The organism is Sphingorhabdus sp. (assembly GCF_041737645.1).
Lineage (GTDB): Bacteria > Pseudomonadota > Alphaproteobacteria > Sphingomonadales > Sphingomonadaceae > Sphingorhabdus_B.
The window spans coordinates 1-16398 of record NZ_JBGSRI010000029.1; the positions used below are offsets into that span (position 1 = coordinate 1).

Consider the following 16398-nt stretch of genomic DNA (forward strand, 5'->3'; position numbering starts at 1 on the left):
AGTTGCGGGTGCGGCGCGGCTGGCGGCGGTATCGGACGAAAGCCCTGCTGCTTTGGCCACGCGCGTGACCAGTCCGGGCGGCACCACTGCGGCCGGTCTTGCGGTGCTGGATGCAGGGCACAGCTTGCAAAAACTGGTCGAAGCAACATTGAAGGCGGCTCGCGAACGAGGCGCGCAATTGGCAAAAGGGGAAATGGCATGACTTTCAAAGGCGCATTATGGGCAAGCTTTATCCTGCTGTCATCGCCACTAAACGCTTCGGTGGCACCACCACCCACAACCGAAATTGCCAAGGCCAACCTTGCCAAGGCTGGACCCATAGAGAGTTTCGATCTGTTCCAATTGGCCGATGGCATTGACGATGGCGCGCTCAACAGCGAAGCGATCACCGCCGCCTATCTCGCGCGGATTGCGGCGATAGATGATAGCGGCCCAACGCTAAACGCCGTCATAGCAACTTTTCCCGACGCCCTCGATCAGGCCAAAGCGATGGATGCAGAGCTAAAGGCGGGTAAATATCGTGGGCCGATGCACGGGATGCCCGTGCTGGTGAAGGATAATATCGAAGTGGCCGGACCCGTTCCGACCACGGCGGGTTCGCTGGCGCTGGCGGGTAATGTAACCAACCGTGACGCGCCGTTGATCGCCCGGCTGCGCGAAGCTGGCGCAGTAATCCTGGGTAAAACCAATTTGAGCGAATGGGCCAACATCCGCTCCGACAATTCGACCAGCGGGTGGAGCGCGGTGGGTGGATTGACCAAAAACCCTTACGCGCTGGATCGCAATAGCTGTGGATCATCCAGCGGAAGTGGTGCCGCTATGGCGGCGGGACTGGCAGCGGCCACGATTGGCACTGAAACCGACGGCTCCATCACCTGCCCAGCGGGTGTCAATGGCGTGGTCGGGTTCAAACCGACCGTCGGCCTTGTTTCGCGCCGTTTTGTCGTCCCGATCAGCCATAGTCAGGATACGGCCGGCCCGATGACCCGCACGGTGCGCGACGCCGCGATTATGTTAACCGCGATGGCAGGGAGCGATCCGCAAGATCCGGCGACAGCCGAAGCGGACCAATGGCGCGGCGATTATGCCACCGATCTGTCTCCGGACGCGCTGCGGGGTATGCGGATTGGCGTAATCCGCGCATCCGACGTCGATGCGGCCTTATTCGATGCGGCCATAATGCACTTAAAAAGTGGCGGTGCTGAAATAATCCTTCTCGATTCGGGAAACATCGATGGGCAAAAAATCGGACAGGTCGAATTCAAGGTCCTGCTTGCAGAATTGAAAGCTGATTTGGCGGCTTATCTACAAGGGCTGCCCGACAACGGCGTGGCGCATCGATCACTCGCCGACATTATAGCTTTCAACACAGCCAATGCCGAAAAAGAGCTTCAGCATTTCGGGCAGGAAACCTTCATTCTGGCCGAAAAAGAAGCCGGATTGAATGACCCTGCCTATCTTGACGCGCTGGCAACGTCGCGGCGGCTTGCCGCAGGGACACTCAATGGATTTTTGAGCCGGCACAGACTGGACGTCATAGTCGCGCAAACCAATGGGCCAGCCTGGTTGTCCACCTTGGGCAAAGGCGATGCCTTTGCAGGGCCAAGCGCAAGCCAATTACCGGCAGTCGCTGGATTCCCGCATCTCACGGTACCTATGGGTCTATCGGGTGGCCTGCCTGTAGGCCTGAGTTTTATCGGCGCAAAATGGCATGACCATAGCGTACTCAAGGCAGGCCATGCTTATGAACAACTCTCAAAAATGCGGTCGGCCCCGAATTTTGTTGCCAGTGTGGATAAAAAATAATGACGCCCAATAAACCCGATTTAGGCAGTTTAATTCCTAAAAATGCCGCATTTGATCCAGCCTTGGTCCACAAGCTTATGGGCAAATTCGGACATGGCGGTTTTCTTGATATGGAATATGTCGGCCATGGCGACGATTGGGTTGAGCTGGCGATAGATTGGCGCGAGGATTTGGTTGCCGATCCCGATACCGGTATATTGGCATCAGCTGTCGTCATCAGTCTTATGGACAATGCAACCAGCATGTCGATTTGGACAAAGCTGGGCGAGTTCCGACCGCAAGTGACGATGGATTTGCGCCTGGATTATTTACGCCCCTCTCCAGCCGGTGCGCGGGTTTATGGCCGCGGCATCTGTTACCACCTGACCCACAGCATCGGCTTTGTGAAGGGCTTTGCCCATAACGGCAATCCCGAAGAACCGCTTGCACATGCCAGCGGAACATTCATACGCGTCGGGGACAGGGTGTGATGGCGACCGCTTACACGCATGCCTTACCGCCTTATGCATTGGCGCTCGATATGGAAATCGTCGATGCAATCGATGGCGCACCGGTTATCGCCATGCCCTTTGCCGATAAGGTTCAGGGTCGCCCGGGTTTCCTGCACGGCGGTGCAATTTCGGGCTTGCTGGAAATGGCAGCAGTGGCAGCAATCCATCAAGCACTGCGCGCCAATGGCAATGACAGCGCGATTAAACAGGTCAATGTCACCATCGACTTTATGCGTGGCGGATTAGGACAAATGACCCATGCGGTCGGCGAAGTCATAAGGCTGGGCCGGACAATGGCAAATGTCGAAGCCCGCGCATGGCAGGATGACAGGTCAAAGCCTATTGCCATGGGCACCATGCATTATCTGATCCGGCGCCCGAAAGTCGAGTGAAGTTAGCAGGGCCAGTTTTTGAGGAGGGTTGAAGCGTTTGGGTTACGCTTCGCCGTGGGTTTCGATCAAGGCGCTGGCAATCGCTTCTTCGGGTGTTTTGTCACCCCAGATAATGAACTGGAATACCGGATAAAAGCGTTCACATTCGTCGATAGCGACATCGATGATGGTTTGGGCATGATCCACGCCAAGCAGGCCATTCGAGGGCATCAGGCTGCCATGCCGGAACAGTAATATGCCATTGGCCGACCACATATCGAAATGGCCGAGCCACAATTGTTCGTTAATCAGGCCGAGCGCCTTGTAAATGTTATCATGTTTGTCGCTGGGTACGGTAACGTCCGGTAACAGGATCAGCTGGAGCGCATTATCCTCCTCGCGCCAGATTGCGCGGATCTGGTAACTGGTCCAGCTGCCTTTATATTCGGCGGTTATTTCGTCTTCGCCGTCCAGTTCATAGGCCCAGCCGCGGGCCTCGAACAAGGCCGCGAGCATGTCGACGGGTGCTGACTCGTCGCGTTCGAAATGTTCATACTGTTCGTCTGCATCATGCATGCGGTAAAGCGCCCATTATTCTTGCGCGATTCTGCCTTGCTGCGGACTCCCGCGCAAGGGTAATGCGTCGGGTGTCCGAACAAGTCTGTGGGCGGACTGTGGAAAAGTTTTTACTTTTTGGCTGCAGGCTTCTTTGGAGCAGGCTTCGCTTTTGGCGGAGCCTTGGCCGCTGGAGCCGCTTTCAGCCCAGCCGCCGCTTCCAGTGCAGCAACGCGTTTGGCCAGTGCGTCAGCCTCTGCACGAGCATTGGCGGCAAGCGCCTTGACCGCATCAAATTCCTCGCGGGACACAAGGTCTAGGCCACCGGCCCATTCACGGGCGCGTTCGCGCATACTGGCTTCGGCTTCGCGGCCCATTCCGGCTACTGTGCCGGCCACACCGTTCAATACTTTGGCAAGATCGTCAAAAATACGCTTTTCGCTTTGCATTTCATTCACTCCGCATCAACCGATCCAGGGGGTTGGATCACAGGTCACGACGCTATTTGGGAAGTCGCGGCCGGTACGTAAAGACTTTCGGCGTCCGGATTGAGCTGGTCAATCTTAAAATTGAGGATTGCAGCAAAGCTTATCCATACCAGATAAGGCACCATCAACCAGGCCGCAGCCTTGCGGACCTGACCAAAAGCAATTGTGGTGGCGATGGCCGCCAACACCATAGAGACGATAATATAAAAGGCTGTTGAAACCTTATGTTGCCCGAAGAAAATCGGTGACCATGACAGGTTGATGAGAAACTGGACCAAAAACAACCCAATCGCCAATGCCCTATTCTGGGCACCACGAGCATGCAACACCATTGCAAAAGCAAGGCCCATCAGAAAATATAAAATTGGCCAGACAACGCCAAACGCCCAACCGGGTGGCTGAATATCAGGCTTTACAAGGGTCTGATACCACATATTTTCAGCAGCAGAGCCGGAAATTGTACCAGACAGGAAACCAAGGAACATAATTACGGGAATCACAAAAAGTGCCCACCGTAAAAGCGACATGCGTAGCTGCGAAGCAGATGCAAGCTGGTTCAAGGGAGTCTCCAGACCTTTCCGGCGATTCGGGCGAACGCCGTTCCCCACATTCCTTAGCATCCCGGAAAAATAGAACAAGGCCGCCTACCCCGAAGGACAGACGGCCCTGTGCGTCACTTATGATTCAGCTTTTACAAAGCCGAATTTATTTGCGTGAGCCTGAAAGCCCCATCGAGCCAAAAGCGCCCGCCTTTACTTCTCCGGAAATCGCGTCGCCATCGACGGTTGCCGTGCAATCAAGTTTCATTGGCATCGGAACGGTCATGTCCATCGACCAGCTTATCGTGTTTCCATCAACCGAACCGCTGGGGATATCCATCGCGCCAAGTCCGCCAGCCATCTTGCCAGAGAAGCTTGCGCCATCGCTATTGACGGTCAGTACCGCCTTTTGGTCGCCCATCGGGCTTTTGATCGTTACATCCCAATCGCCATCAACTGATGCCATAATCCTGCTCCTTATTTAGCGTTGTTGCTTGCACTGGTGTTAGCAGCTTCGCCGACCATTTCAATCGGCAAACCGAGCGCTTCCAACTGCGGTTTTACTTTTGCTGCATCCCCGACGACCAGCCATGTAATTTTGGCAGGATCGATTTTTGCACGCATTTCATCGTTCAACGCCTTTGCCGTCAACGCGGTATATTTGGCTGCGATGGTCTCGGCATAATCGAAGGAACGCTTGTTCAAACGATCTGCCTGCATCTGGCCCAAAACAGCCGCCGATTGTTCATAGCTGCCGGGCAGTTCGAGAACATTGCCCTTGATGGTCTTGTCCAGCTCATCAGCCGTCACCGGTTTGGTGCCGTTGAAGTCATTAAGCTGGTCCATCAAAACCTTGATCGACGGACCTGTCTGGTTGGTCTGCACCGGCGCAAACATATAAAATGGTACGCGGTCCTCTGCACCATTCACCTGCGACCGGACACCATAAGACCAGCCCTTTGTTTCGCGCAGGTCCATATTGATCCGCGACAGGAAATCACCGCCAAAAATCTCGTTTGCGGCGCGTAATGTCAATAGGTCGTCCGCCCCCTTGGCATCCAGTACATTGCCCGCCATGACCAAAGATTGCGGTGAATTGGGGCGATCAATTAACAGGATTTTGGATTGCGCCGCAGGTATTGCGACGGCGAAATTTTTTGCGGGTGCGGCCGCCGTTGCAGGCTTCCAATTGCCGAACCGTTGTTCAAGCAGCGGCTTGATCTCTTTCAAACTGGTGTCGCCTACCACAAAAATTTCTGCCTTGGACGGGTGAACCCAACCCTGGTGAAAGGCAGATACATCGGCCTTGCTGATCGTGGCGACGGTTTCGGCATAGCCGCTGCCGGTTTGGGGGCCGCCATAAGGATGGCCTCTGCCATAGATCAGCGGCGGCAATGTGCGGACGGCGATGCCCTGCGGCTGGTTATTTTCCGACTTGATGCGCGTTTGTTGCTGCACGCGAACGCGCTCCAGTTCCTTGTCGGCGAAGGCCGGATTTTTGATGACATCAGCCAACAGGTCAAGCGACAGCGCCAGATTGGGCTTCACAGCCCGCAGGCTTGCCACGGTCCGGTCGAGCGAGGAATTGACATTCACATCCGCGCCCAGCTTTTCTTCGGTTTCCGCAATCTGTGTCGAGGTCAGCGACTTGGTGCCTTCCATCAACATAGTCGACATCATCGATGCAATACCGCGCTTGTCGGCAGGGTCCGCCGAATAACCGGCGTCGAAACTGACCGCGACGCGAACCGTTGGCACGGCGGCACGGCGGGCGAAAAACACCTTTATCCCGTTGGTCAGCGTGGTTTCTTCTACGGTCGGGAAATCCAGCGCCGGTGTACCGCTTGGTTCAGGGAATTTGCTGCGGTCCTGAAAACTTGTTCCAACGGTACCCGCCATATCTTCGCTTCCCGGAGGGCTGTAAAATGCAGGGGCTGACAAGGTGCCTGTGCGCGATCCGGTTCCCGCCGCCACTTCCTGATAGGCTTCACGCTCGCCCGGTTCGACACGGATTTCCAGCGCGGGCCGGGTTAGCCATTTTTGCATCGCGGCCTTGACGGTTTCCGGCTTGGTCGCGGCCAAACGCTCAAGTTCTTTCTTGTAGAAGTTGGAATCGCCGACATAAAGCTGCCCTTCGGCCAGTGCGACAGCTTTTCCGCCGAACCCGCCGACCTGTTCCAGGCCATCAATCTGCTGGGCAATCGTGCTGGTCGCGACGCGCTGTACTTCTTCTGCCGTGGGGCCGTTGGCAATGAAATCGGCAAGGATCTCATCCAGCCTTTTGGCGACAGCATCCGCATCACCGCCGGGCTTTATATCGACCTGGATATTCACGGCGCTGCCATGCACAAATGGCAAAAGATAGGCGGAGGCCGAAACGGCACTTTGTTCTTGTCTGACCAAAATATTATCCAGCCGCGAGCTGGAAAGTCCGCCAAGCGCGCTCATGGCCACATATAGGGCGTTCGCGTCAGGATCGGCCAGGCCGGGAACTATCCAGTTACGATAAATGCGTGTGGACGGAATCTTGTCCTTCATCACAATCTTGATTGGCTTTTCCAACGTGGGCACGGGTGCGTTCACTGGGGCAACATCCTTGCCGCGCTTGATCGGACCGAACCATTTTTCAACAAGCGGCTTGGCCTGCGCGGCATTGATGTCGCCTGCCAGAACCAGAACCGCATTATTCGGACCATAATGGTCGGTGAACCAAGTTTTCATATCATCCAGCGATGCCGCAGCCAGATCTTCGAGGCTGCCGATCGTATCATGATGATAAGGGTGGCCGACGGGGAAAAGCGTTTCTGACCGCTTGTAGTCGACCAACCCGAAAGGTTGATTATCGCCCTGACGCTTTTCATTGGAAACCACGCCGATCTGGTTATCAAGCTTTTCCTTGGTTACCGCGTTGAGCAGATAGCCCATACGGTCGCTTTCCAAAAACAAAGCGGATTCAAGCGCGGTTGTGGGAACAGTCTGGAAATAATTGGTGCGATCGAGCCAGGTCGTGCCGTTCAGGTCGGTCGCGCCGATCTTTTTTGTATATTCAAAATAATCGCCCGGCGCATTTTCGCTGCCGTTGAACATGATGTGTTCGAACAAATGGGCGTAGCCCGTCTTGCCCTTGGGTTCATTCTTCGACCCCACGCCATACCATATCGACACCGCGACTATAGGTGCCTTGCGGTCTTCATGAACCAGGACCGTCAGGCCATTGGGTAACGTAAATTTTTCGTGCGGAATGTTAACCGCCTCAACCAATTTGGAAACCGGCGCGGCATCCTGTGCCAAAGCGGGCGCGGCAGAAATGAGCGCACTGCCGGACAGCATGAGTGCTAAAGTAAATTGACGAACCATGTGATGCTCCCAAAGCTTGAATAATAACCGGAAAGATAACGAAGGCGGGGCCAAACACAATGCGGCCGCCGCACAATTTCGACAAACGGCATTTACGGACGATAACGGCGTTTCGCATTCTTGACGGCGTCTGCCCATTCGAAATGTACAGGCTTATATTTGCCGGCAACAAACAGCTTCATCTGGTCGGTATAATGCGTCGATTCGGGGCGCGTTGTTGCGGCGCCATAGGGCTGGATCGATTCCGACTTGAGTGCACCATCCTTGTCCCAACGCACCAACATGATGAAGCTATCGCCATGACGAACCCGCGCTTTTTTATCCGCCTGATCCGGATCCCACATGGTCGTCGCGCGCAACGCGTCAGTGCCGCCCAGCATCGCCATATCGACTGCACCACGTCTTAACCTTTGGATATCGGCAAGCGGCGGATCAATCCGTCCGAACCGAAGCTTAAACTCATCTGCCGCCTCTTTAAGCGTTTTGCGCGCATCTGGCATTGGATCACCGCGCCAGTTTGACCGCGCACCCAAACGGATGATGCGTTCGGCAAAAGCATCAGCAGCACCGCTTCCATCACTCGACCAGTCCCATGTCGCCAATAATTTCTGTGCTTTTTCCAAGTCCGGATCATCTTTCAAATCCAGCGCCGCAAACGAAGCCATCCATGCTCCGACCCAGCTTTGCTTGCTGTAAACGGTATCCATCTTGATGGCCAAAAGCTCTTCGGGTGTGATGGACTTGTCGGCAGCGAGCAATTCTGTTGCCCGCAATCCGCGATTGGTCATGCCCCGTTCGATGCCGAGATAGGGTGAATAGTCCGATGGCTTCATTTCCGACCCCGGACCTGCAGCCAAAAATGGGTTGTTGTTGGCATTTTGGACAAACCCGGATGCCGGATCGACAATCTTCGGATAGCGGTCAAATCCTACCGGACCATTCCAAAGCGCGGCCGAGGTATCGCCGGGCAGTTCGCCTGTATAATCAAAACCCGGTTTGCGGTCGGGGAACAACGCATTGTAAATATACGCAACGCGGCCCGTCTTGTCCGCATAGACGAAATTGGTCGCAGGAATGCCGCCTATAGCCATCGACTTTGACCATTCGGCCCAATCCTTTGCCTTGGTGTTTCTGTAATATTGTTCAACCGCCTTCACGCTGTCGATACCGGCATAACGAACGGCGAAGGCACCCTTTTCATTTTTTATGACTGGCCCGTGGATCGATCGGTAAACGGTTTGCGGCACGGGCAGAGTGAACGGCCCGAACTTCACCGGCAACCATATGCGCTTTGTCTGCAACGTTATCCATTTGCCGTCGAAACGGTATTTGTCCCCTGCTTCATTCAGCACGAGCTTGTACACATCCACCAAATCCGGCCGGTTGACGGTGTTCGTCCACCCCAGATTGCGGTTATGCCCCAACAGCACAAAGGGCGACCCTGGAAACAGCGCGCCCGCCATGTCCAGCCCTTCACCCGAATGGGTCACAGCCTCATACCACGCCACTTGACCTTCATATGGCTGATGCGAATTGGAAATCAGCCATGTCTTGCCATCGGCCATCCGCTTGGGCGCTATGGCAAAGGCGTTGGAGCCGTTCATTTCGGGGTCACGTCCGATGGGCGTCATGCGTGCCGCGCTTTCACGCGGTTGCGGCTTGCCTTCAGCCAGCGCGCCAATGACGCTGTCTAGCCCGTAGAAAAAAGGCGCGCGCAGGACGAAACCTGTGACAATGTCCTGACCGGTTACCGGAAATAGCTTCGACAGGCGCACTTCTTACGGATGCTTCTTTGCATAATGGTTCAGGCCGGCGGCATAGCCTTCGGCCACGGCACGCACTTCGGGCGACAATTCTGTATAGCGGCGCTCCGCCGTTTCCCGCGCGCCGAGAAAGTGCAGGACATAATCGACCTTTGCACCGTCAGATCCAGCCAATGCACCATAGCGCCCGCGGGTCATTGCGACGACATCTTCGATGGTCGAAAAATCATCTTCGGCATGGGCGTAGGCCAGACCATAGGCCGTGTCGGCGTCCGTCTTGCCGTTAATATGGGGAACGCCAAAGGAATCGCGGGCGATTTCGACATCATATTTCCGGGGCGGCGGCGCAGAATATTCCGTTGCGACCAGCGGTTCCCAGACCAGTCCTGCCACTACAACACTAGCCGACAGCGCCAGTAGCGCCCACAAAAACTTACGCATTTCACTCTCCCGTACGACCTGACCTTGTATCATCGGCCCGCTCGCCTAATAATAGGTGGCATAACCAAGTTTATAAGAAAGGAAAGTCCTCCATGCGTCGTCCTCTCATTGCCCTTGCCCTTGCGACCGCCATTGTTTCGCCCGCGCTTGCCCAAAATGTGACCGTGGGGTCGGGCATCGCGCCTGCCACAGTTGGTAATTCGGTAGGTCGCCCCATCGGGTTTTCCGGAACGATACCAGCCGGCGGCGTTCTGGTTATTCCGATGCGGAATGCGTCGATACCAACAGGCTTAGTGGATGCCGCGACCACGCAGGCCATTGATGCCGCCATTGCGGCTGCGAAATATGAGGGCAAACAGGGAAGCATGCTCTCACTGCGCGGCATAGGCGGCTATGCGCGCATCCTGTTGACGGGCACCGGAGACGAGGGCGACCGGACAACCAATATCCGCGACGCCGCAGGTAAAGCCGCGCAGGAATTAAAAGACGAAGCCCAGCCTGTGGCGCTGGCGGCGAACCTTACGCCAGACGAAGCTGCCGCCGCCTCGCTGGGCTTTGCGCTGGGTCAATACCGGTTCGACCGGTACAAGACCGTCGACAAAAAAGCCCCACCATCGCAGCTTGTAACAATCGTCAGCGCGGATTCCGCCGCCGCTGAAGCCCTTTGGAAATCGCGTTATGCTGCCTTGGCGGAGGGCGTCGCGCTCGCCCGCGATCTTGCGACCGAACCTGCCAATGTCATCTATCCCGAAAGTTTCGTTGATCGCGTCCGCGCCGCGATTGGCACCACCGCAAATGTAAAGATCGAAGTACTTGATGAGGCAGCAATGCGTAAGTTGGGCATGGGCTCGCTTGTCGGCGTGGGTCAAGGATCACGCCGCCCGTCGCGGTTGATGCTTGTCGAATATAATGGCGCAGGAACGCAAGCACCGCTGGCTTTGGTGGGCAAGGGTATTACCTTTGATTCAGGCGGCATCTCGCTCAAGTCCGGTGCAGGCATGTGGGCGATGAAGGCGGACATGTCCGGTGCCGCCAATATCATGGGCGCGGTGCTCTCGCTGGCCAAATCGAAAGCGCCCGTCAATGTCATCGGGGTGGCTGCGCTGGCGGAAAACATGCCCGGCGGTAATGCCTCGCGTCCCGGCGATGTTGTCCGTACGATGAGCGGCAAGACGATTGAAAATCTGAATACCGACGCCGAAGGTCGCCTCGTGCTCGCCGATGCCAATGAATATGTCATCGCCACCCGCAAGCCAGCTGCATTGGTCAATATGGCCACTTTGACCGGAGCGATCGTCGGCGCATTGAGCGATGAATATGCTGGTCTGTTCAGCCGCGACGACAGACTGGCCGCAAGTCTGAGCAAGGCCGGCAGCGCGACGGGCGAGGAACTCTGGCGGATGCCGCTGCATAAAAATTATGTCGAAGACATGAAGTCCGAAATTGCCGATATCAAGAATGTCGCCGAAGGCGGCGGCCCGGGCGCGGGGCTTGGTGCCACCTTCATCGGCTTTTTCGTCGACAAGGAAACACCTTGGGCACATCTCGATATTGCCGGTGTGAACTGGTCCGATAAAGGCGGACCTGTGAACCCGAAGGGCGCTTCGGGATGGGGCGTTCGCCTTTTGGACGAGATGGCTCGCACCTGGCGGTCGGAATAAAATTGCGGCGCCATCTTGTGTGGCAAAAATGCAACATTACATCTTTGGAGAGCGCTTCCTAAATGATTACTGGGAAGCAATTGAGAAAGATGGAACGAAGACATGAATCTCGAAAAATTTACCGACCGCGCCAAAGGCTTCCTGCAAAGTGCACAAACTGTAGCCATCCGCATGAGCCATCAGCGGATCAGTCCGGAGCATTTGCTCAAGGCGCTGCTGGAGGACGAACAGGGCATGGCATCCGGCCTTATCAAGGCCGCAGGAGGCGACGCAGCGACGGCGCTGCGCGACACCGACGCGGCTCTGGCGAAGGTTCCCGCCGTGTCGGGAGGTGGTGCCCAGCAAACACCGGGGCTCGACAATGACACCGTCCGCGTGCTCGATTCGGCGGAGAAGGTCGCCCAAAAGGCGGGCGACAGCTATGTAACCGTAGAGCGCCTGCTGCTCGCTTTGGCCCTTTCCACAACGACTGCGGCAGGCAAGGCACTCGCGGCAGCGGGAGTAAACGCCGAAGGTTTGAACAGCGCGATCAACGAACTGCGCGGTGGGCGCTCTGCAGATACAGCCGGTGCCGAAGACCGCTATGACGCGCTCAAGAAATTTGCCCGCGATCTGACCGAAGTTGCGCGCGCTGGTAAATTGGACCCGGTCATAGGCCGCGACGAGGAAATCCGCCGTACCATCCAGATTTTGGCAAGGCGTACCAAAAATAATCCGGTATTGATCGGGGAACCCGGCGTCGGCAAGACCGCCATTGCCGAAGGCCTTGCGCTCCGCATCGCCAATGGCGACGTGCCTGACAGCCTGAAACATCGCAAGCTGCTCTCGCTCGACATGGGCTCGCTAATTGCGGGCGCTAAATATCGCGGCGAGTTTGAAGAACGTCTGAAAGGTGTGCTCGACGAGGTCAAACAGGCCGAGGGCGACATCATCCTGTTTATTGACGAGATGCACACACTCGTCGGCGCAGGCAAAGGCGAAGGCGCGATGGATGCGGCCAATCTTATCAAGCCGGCCCTAGCGCGTGGCGAATTGCACTGCATCGGCGCGACGACGCTTGATGAATATCAGAAGCATGTCGAAAAAGACCCCGCCCTGCAACGCCGGTTCCAGCCGGTGTTTGTGGGCGAACCAACGGTCGAGGACACGATCTCTATCCTGCGCGGCCTCAAGGAGAAATATGAGCTGCACCACAGTGTGCGGATCACCGACGGTGCGCTGGTTAGCGCGGCTACTTTGTCCCATCGCTATATTTCCGACCGCTTTCTGCCGGACAAGGCCATCGACCTGATGGATGAAGCGGCGTCGCGATTGCGGATGGAGATTGAATCCAAGCCCGAGGAAATCGAGAATCTCGATCGCCGGATCATGCAATTGCAAATCGAGCGCGAAGCCTTAAAAAAAGAGAGCGATGACGCGTCCAAAGACCGGCTCGCAACACTTGAGAACGAGCTTGCCAATCTGGAACAGCAATCAGTCGGGCTGACCCAGCGCTGGCAGGCGGAAAAGGGAAAGATTTCGGCCGAAGCCAAGATCAAGGAGCTACTGGAAGCCGCGCGTATCGAGCTGGAACAGGCACAGCGTGGGGGCGACCTCGCCAAGGCCGGCGAGCTGCAATATGGCACGATCCCCGGCCTTGAAAAGCAGTTGGAAGAAGCCGAAGCCGCCGCCGGTAATGCGATGCTGCGTGAAGAAGTAACGGCGCAAGATATCGCCAGCGTCGTCAGCCGCTGGACCGGTATCCCTGTCGACAAGATGCTGGAAGGCGAGCGCGACAAGCTGCTGAATATGGAAGAGCTTATTGGCGGCCGCGTCATCGGGCAAAAGGATGCGGTCGAGGCCGTATCCAAGGCGGTGCGCCGCAGCCGTGCCGGCTTGCAGGACCCGAACCGTCCGCTTGGCTCATTCCTGTTTTTAGGCCCCACGGGCGTTGGCAAGACCGAATTGACCAAGGCGCTGGCAAGTTTCCTGTTTGATGACGACAATGCGATGGTTCGTATCGACATGTCCGAATTCATGGAAAAGCACAGCGTGTCGCGTCTGGTCGGCGCGCCTCCAGGCTATGTCGGTTATGAAGAAGGCGGCGTGTTGACCGAGGCCGTGCGGCGTCGGCCCTATCAGGTCGTGTTGTTTGACGAGGTCGAAAAAGCGCATAGCGATGTCTTCAACATCTTGTTGCAGGTTCTCGACGATGGTCGCCTAACAGATGGACAGGGACGTACCGTTGATTTTTCGAATACGCTCATCATTCTGACTTCCAATCTGGGCAGCCAATATCTGGCAGGTCTGGAGGACGGTCAGGATGTCAAAGACGTCGAACCACAGGTCATGGAAATTGTTCGCAGCCATTTCCGGCCCGAATTTCTGAACCGTCTGGACGAGATCATCCTGTTCCACCGCCTCGGCGCCGAACATATGGCGCCGATTGTCGAAATTCAGGTCAAGCGGGTGCAGAAACTGCTCAAGGACCGGAAAATCGAACTGGCTTTAACCGACAAAGCCAAGGCTTGGCTTGGCCGGGTTGGCTATGATCCTGTCTATGGCGCGCGGCCACTGAAACGTGCGATTCAGCGTTATCTACAGGACCCGCTCGCCGACAAGCTGTTGCGCGGGGAAGTACCTGATGGCGCAACAGTCCGCGTTGATGAAGGCGATGGGGCTTTGGCTCTGAACGTTGAGAATGCCACCTCGGGATAGGCAAATGCCTTTACCAGATTCAAGATCTGGAAGATTAAACAAAAAAGGGCGGCGTCCTTGGTGGATGCCGCCCTTTTTAATGTCATGTTACAACGCGCTTATTCGGCGTCGTCGTCCATCATTTCAACAGGGCCGCTGTCCTGGCCCTTGGCGTCAATGTCGCGGTCGACCAGTTCGATAATGCCCATCGGTGCAGCGTCGCTGCCGCGGAAGCCTGCTTTTACAACGCGGCTGTAGCCACCGGCGCGGTCGGCGTAGCGGGTTGCCAGCGTATCGAACAATTTGGCGAGCTGCGCGTCGTCCATCAAACGGCTCATCGCCAGACGACGGTTGGACAGGCCACCCTTTTTCGCCAGCGTAATCAGCTTTTCGACATAAGGACGCAGTTCGCGGGCCTTTGGCAATGTGGTCTTGATCTGCTCATGCTTGATGAGCGAAGCCGCCATGTTGCGCAGCATTGCATTACGGTGCGCAGTGGGGCGTTGTAGCTTACGGTGGCCAACTTTATGACGCATATTCAGTACTCCTTTGTGCCGATCGTTCCAGGCGGGAAACCGGTTCCCACTTTCCCTGAACGGTTCGGTCGTTCGTAGGGGGCCCGTATGAGGTAGCCCGATCCCGGCCCGCTTGAGGGGAAGCCATTGCCCTTTATGGCAGAAGGATATGCCGGTGTGGCACCTCCCCCTCTCCACTTCGCCTAGGCGCCTGTCGGCACCAAGGCTTCGTACCTCTCCCCTAAAGGAGAGAGGGAATTCTGAACTTCCTCTCTCCTTTAGGGGAGAGGAGCGAGACTTGGGCTTGCGCAGCAGGCCCTAGTCGCAGCGGAGAGGGGCAATGCCCCAAACCTTTGCTTAACCCAGCAGCTCTTGCTCAAGCTTCTTGGCCATTTCTTCGATATTTTCAGGCGGCCAGCCGGGGATGTCCATGCCGAGACGTAGACCCATTGACGACAACACTTCCTTGATTTCGTTCAGGGACTTACGGCCGAAGTTCGGGGTACGCAGCATTTCGGCTTCGCTCTTCTGTACGAGGTCGCCGATGTAGATGATGTTGTCGTTCTTCAGGCAGTTTGCGCTGCGGACCGACAGTTCGAGCTCGTCGACCTTTTTCAGAAGGTAACGGTTGAGTTGGTTCGCATCCGATTCTTCCGACGATGCCGAAGGCGCAGCCATGCCGATCATTGGCGAGCTTGCGGCCATCGAATCTTCGAAGTGGACGAAAACCTGCAACTGGTCCTGAAGGATGCGTGCGGCATAAGCTACGGCGTCTTCAGGGGTTATGGTGCCGTCGGTTTCGATGGTCAGGTTCAACTTGTCGTAGTCGAGTTCCTGACCGATACGGGCATTGTCGACTTTGTAAGCGACCTGACGGACGGGCGAATAGAGGCTGTCCACAGGGATCAGGCCGATCGGCGCATCCGCCGGACGGTTGGCAACGGCGGGGACATAGCCCTTGCCGCTGTCGGCGGTGATTTCCATGTTCAGCGTCGCGCCTTCATCAAGATGGCAGATGATCAGATCAGGGTTCATGACCTGAATGTCACCCGAAACGGCAATGTCACCAGCCGTTACAGGGCCGGGGCCGGTTACCGAAAGCTGAAGCCGCTTGGGGCCTTCACCTTCCATTTTCAGCGCAACCTGCTTGATGTTGAGAACGATGTCGGTGACATCTTCACGCACGCCGGCGAGCGACGAGAATTCGTGCAATACGTTCTCGATCTTGATCGACGTGATCGCTGCGCCCTGCAGCGACGAGAGCAATACGCGACGCAGCGCGTTGCCGAGTGTCAGGCCAAAGCCACGCTCAAGAGGTTCGGCGACGAAGGTTGCTTTACGCTTCGCATCGCTGCCAGACTTCAGTTCGAGGGCATTGGGCTTCTTCAGTTCCTGCCAGTTCTTGATATTGACGGACATGGATTTCCCCTAGCTAGGTTGGGACTGAACCGGTTTTTGGTGCACCGTCCGGTCAGTCCGATTGAAACTTGTTTAGGGACCGCCCCAGATCGGGGGTGTCCCTGTGGAGTTTGGAGACGGCCCTTAACGCACCGCCTCCATAAAGATTTTAGACGCGGCGGCGTTTCGAAGGACGAACACCGTTGTGCGGGATCGAGGTCACGTCGCGGATCGACGTGATGGTGAACCCGACGGCTTGCAAGGCACGCAGAGCCGATTCACGGCCTGAACCCGGGCCCTTGACTTCGACTTCGAGCGTGCGGACGCCATGTTCGGC

16 protein-coding genes are annotated in these 16398 nt (G+C 56.4%); 6 read left to right on the top strand and 10 right to left on the bottom strand.

Going from position 1 to position 16398, the window contains the following annotated elements:
• The 4 genes from ACEW72_RS03480 to ACEW72_RS03495 form a co-directional block, all read left to right on the top strand.
• Window positions 1-202: pyrroline-5-carboxylate reductase family protein (locus ACEW72_RS03480; protein ID WP_373474992.1), on the top strand; the 202-nt coding region annotated here is incomplete at its 5' end.
• Window positions 199-1806: an amidase gene (locus ACEW72_RS03485; protein WP_373474993.1), complete on the top strand. Its 1608-nt coding sequence runs from the start codon at window positions 199-201 to the stop codon at window positions 1804-1806. The genes ACEW72_RS03480 and ACEW72_RS03485, both read left to right, overlap by 4 nt.
• Window positions 1806-2276, top strand: a complete 471-nt coding sequence (locus tag ACEW72_RS03490; RefSeq protein ID WP_373474994.1) for a PaaI family thioesterase — start codon at window positions 1806-1808, stop codon at window positions 2274-2276. The genes ACEW72_RS03485 and ACEW72_RS03490 overlap by 1 nt, the downstream gene beginning before the upstream one ends.
• On the top strand, window positions 2276-2689 hold the full coding sequence (locus ACEW72_RS03495; RefSeq protein ID WP_373474995.1) for a PaaI family thioesterase: 414 nt from the start codon (window positions 2276-2278) through the stop codon (window positions 2687-2689). The genes ACEW72_RS03490 and ACEW72_RS03495 overlap by 1 nt, the downstream gene beginning before the upstream one ends.
• Window positions 2690-2731: 42 nt before the next feature.
• On the opposite strand, the gene ACEW72_RS03500 is transcribed toward ACEW72_RS03495, so the two are convergent.
• The 7 genes from ACEW72_RS03500 to ACEW72_RS03530 form a co-directional block, all read right to left on the bottom strand.
• Window positions 2732-3244: a YbjN domain-containing protein gene (locus ACEW72_RS03500; RefSeq protein ID WP_373474996.1), complete on the bottom strand. Its 513-nt coding sequence runs from the start codon at window positions 3242-3244 to the stop codon at window positions 2732-2734.
• A 110-nt stretch (window positions 3245-3354) separates the two neighbouring features.
• Window positions 3355-3672 (bottom strand): accessory factor UbiK family protein, encoded by a 318-nt coding sequence (locus tag ACEW72_RS03505; RefSeq protein ID WP_373474997.1) that lies wholly within the window; start codon window positions 3670-3672, stop codon window positions 3355-3357.
• 44 nt (window positions 3673-3716) lie between these two features.
• Window positions 3717-4271: a TspO/MBR family protein gene (locus tag ACEW72_RS03510; protein WP_373474998.1), complete on the bottom strand. Its 555-nt coding sequence runs from the start codon at window positions 4269-4271 to the stop codon at window positions 3717-3719.
• A 145-nt stretch (window positions 4272-4416) separates the two neighbouring features.
• Window positions 4417-4716 carry a hypothetical protein gene (locus ACEW72_RS03515; protein WP_160354608.1) on the bottom strand — a complete coding sequence of 100 codons (300 nt, stop codon included), beginning with the start codon at window positions 4714-4716 and terminating at the stop codon, window positions 4417-4419.
• 11 nt (window positions 4717-4727) lie between these two features.
• Window positions 4728-7607, bottom strand: a complete 2880-nt coding sequence (locus ACEW72_RS03520) for a M16 family metallopeptidase (protein ID WP_373474999.1) — start codon at window positions 7605-7607, stop codon at window positions 4728-4730.
• A gap of 92 nt (window positions 7608-7699) precedes the next feature.
• Entirely contained in the window at window positions 7700-9382 is a 1683-nt protein-coding gene (locus tag ACEW72_RS03525; RefSeq protein ID WP_373475000.1) for a penicillin acylase family protein, read from the bottom strand.
• A gap of 3 nt (window positions 9383-9385) precedes the next feature.
• Window positions 9386-9811: a penicillin acylase family protein gene (locus tag ACEW72_RS03530; RefSeq protein ID WP_373475001.1), complete on the bottom strand. Its 426-nt coding sequence runs from the start codon at window positions 9809-9811 to the stop codon at window positions 9386-9388.
• A gap of 92 nt (window positions 9812-9903) precedes the next feature.
• On the opposite strand from ACEW72_RS03530, the gene ACEW72_RS03535 reads away from it, so the two are divergent.
• Both ACEW72_RS03535 and clpB read left to right on the top strand, forming a co-directional pair.
• Entirely contained in the window at window positions 9904-11472 is a 1569-nt protein-coding gene (locus ACEW72_RS03535; protein ID WP_373475002.1) for a leucyl aminopeptidase, read from the top strand.
• A 102-nt stretch (window positions 11473-11574) separates the two neighbouring features.
• Complete coding sequence (gene clpB / locus ACEW72_RS03540; protein ID WP_373475003.1) at window positions 11575-14169, top strand: ATP-dependent chaperone ClpB; 2595 nt, start codon at window positions 11575-11577, stop codon at window positions 14167-14169.
• A 98-nt stretch (window positions 14170-14267) separates the two neighbouring features.
• On the opposite strand, the gene rplQ is transcribed toward clpB, so the two are convergent.
• From rplQ to rpsK, 3 genes are all read right to left on the bottom strand, one after another.
• Window positions 14268-14684, bottom strand: a complete 417-nt coding sequence (gene rplQ / locus ACEW72_RS03545) for a 50S ribosomal protein L17 (RefSeq protein WP_373475004.1) — start codon at window positions 14682-14684, stop codon at window positions 14268-14270.
• A 336-nt stretch (window positions 14685-15020) separates the two neighbouring features.
• Window positions 15021-16082 carry a DNA-directed RNA polymerase subunit alpha gene (locus ACEW72_RS03550; RefSeq protein WP_373475005.1) on the bottom strand — a complete coding sequence of 354 codons (1062 nt, stop codon included), beginning with the start codon at window positions 16080-16082 and terminating at the stop codon, window positions 15021-15023.
• A gap of 148 nt (window positions 16083-16230) precedes the next feature.
• The coding region (gene rpsK / locus ACEW72_RS03555; RefSeq protein WP_373475006.1) for a 30S ribosomal protein S11 at window positions 16231-16398 on the bottom strand (168 nt) is incomplete at its 5' end.

Coding starts and splice junctions, on each gene's coding strand:
- ACEW72_RS03485 (WP_373474993.1), top strand. CDS start 199: ATGACTTTCAAAGGCGCATTATGGGCAAGCTTTATCCTGCTGTCATCG.
- ACEW72_RS03490 (WP_373474994.1), top strand. CDS start 1,806: ATGACGCCCAATAAACCCGATTTAGGCAGTTTAATTCCTAAAAATGCC.
- ACEW72_RS03495 (WP_373474995.1), top strand. CDS start 2,276: ATGGCGACCGCTTACACGCATGCCTTACCGCCTTATGCATTGGCGCTC.
- ACEW72_RS03500 (WP_373474996.1), bottom strand. CDS start 3,244: ATGCATGATGCAGACGAACAGTATGAACATTTCGAACGCGACGAGTCA.
- ACEW72_RS03505 (WP_373474997.1), bottom strand. CDS start 3,672: ATGCAAAGCGAAAAGCGTATTTTTGACGATCTTGCCAAAGTATTGAAC.
- ACEW72_RS03515 (WP_160354608.1), bottom strand. CDS start 4,716: ATGGCATCAGTTGATGGCGATTGGGATGTAACGATCAAAAGCCCGATG.
- ACEW72_RS03520 (WP_373474999.1), bottom strand. CDS start 7,607: ATGGTTCGTCAATTTACTTTAGCACTCATGCTGTCCGGCAGTGCGCTC.
- ACEW72_RS03530 (WP_373475001.1), bottom strand. CDS start 9,811: ATGCGTAAGTTTTTGTGGGCGCTACTGGCGCTGTCGGCTAGTGTTGTA.
- ACEW72_RS03535 (WP_373475002.1), top strand. CDS start 9,904: ATGCGTCGTCCTCTCATTGCCCTTGCCCTTGCGACCGCCATTGTTTCG.
- clpB (WP_373475003.1), top strand. CDS start 11,575: ATGAATCTCGAAAAATTTACCGACCGCGCCAAAGGCTTCCTGCAAAGT.
- rplQ (WP_373475004.1), bottom strand. CDS start 14,684: ATGCGTCATAAAGTTGGCCACCGTAAGCTACAACGCCCCACTGCGCAC.
- ACEW72_RS03550 (WP_373475005.1), bottom strand. CDS start 16,082: ATGTCCGTCAATATCAAGAACTGGCAGGAACTGAAGAAGCCCAATGCC.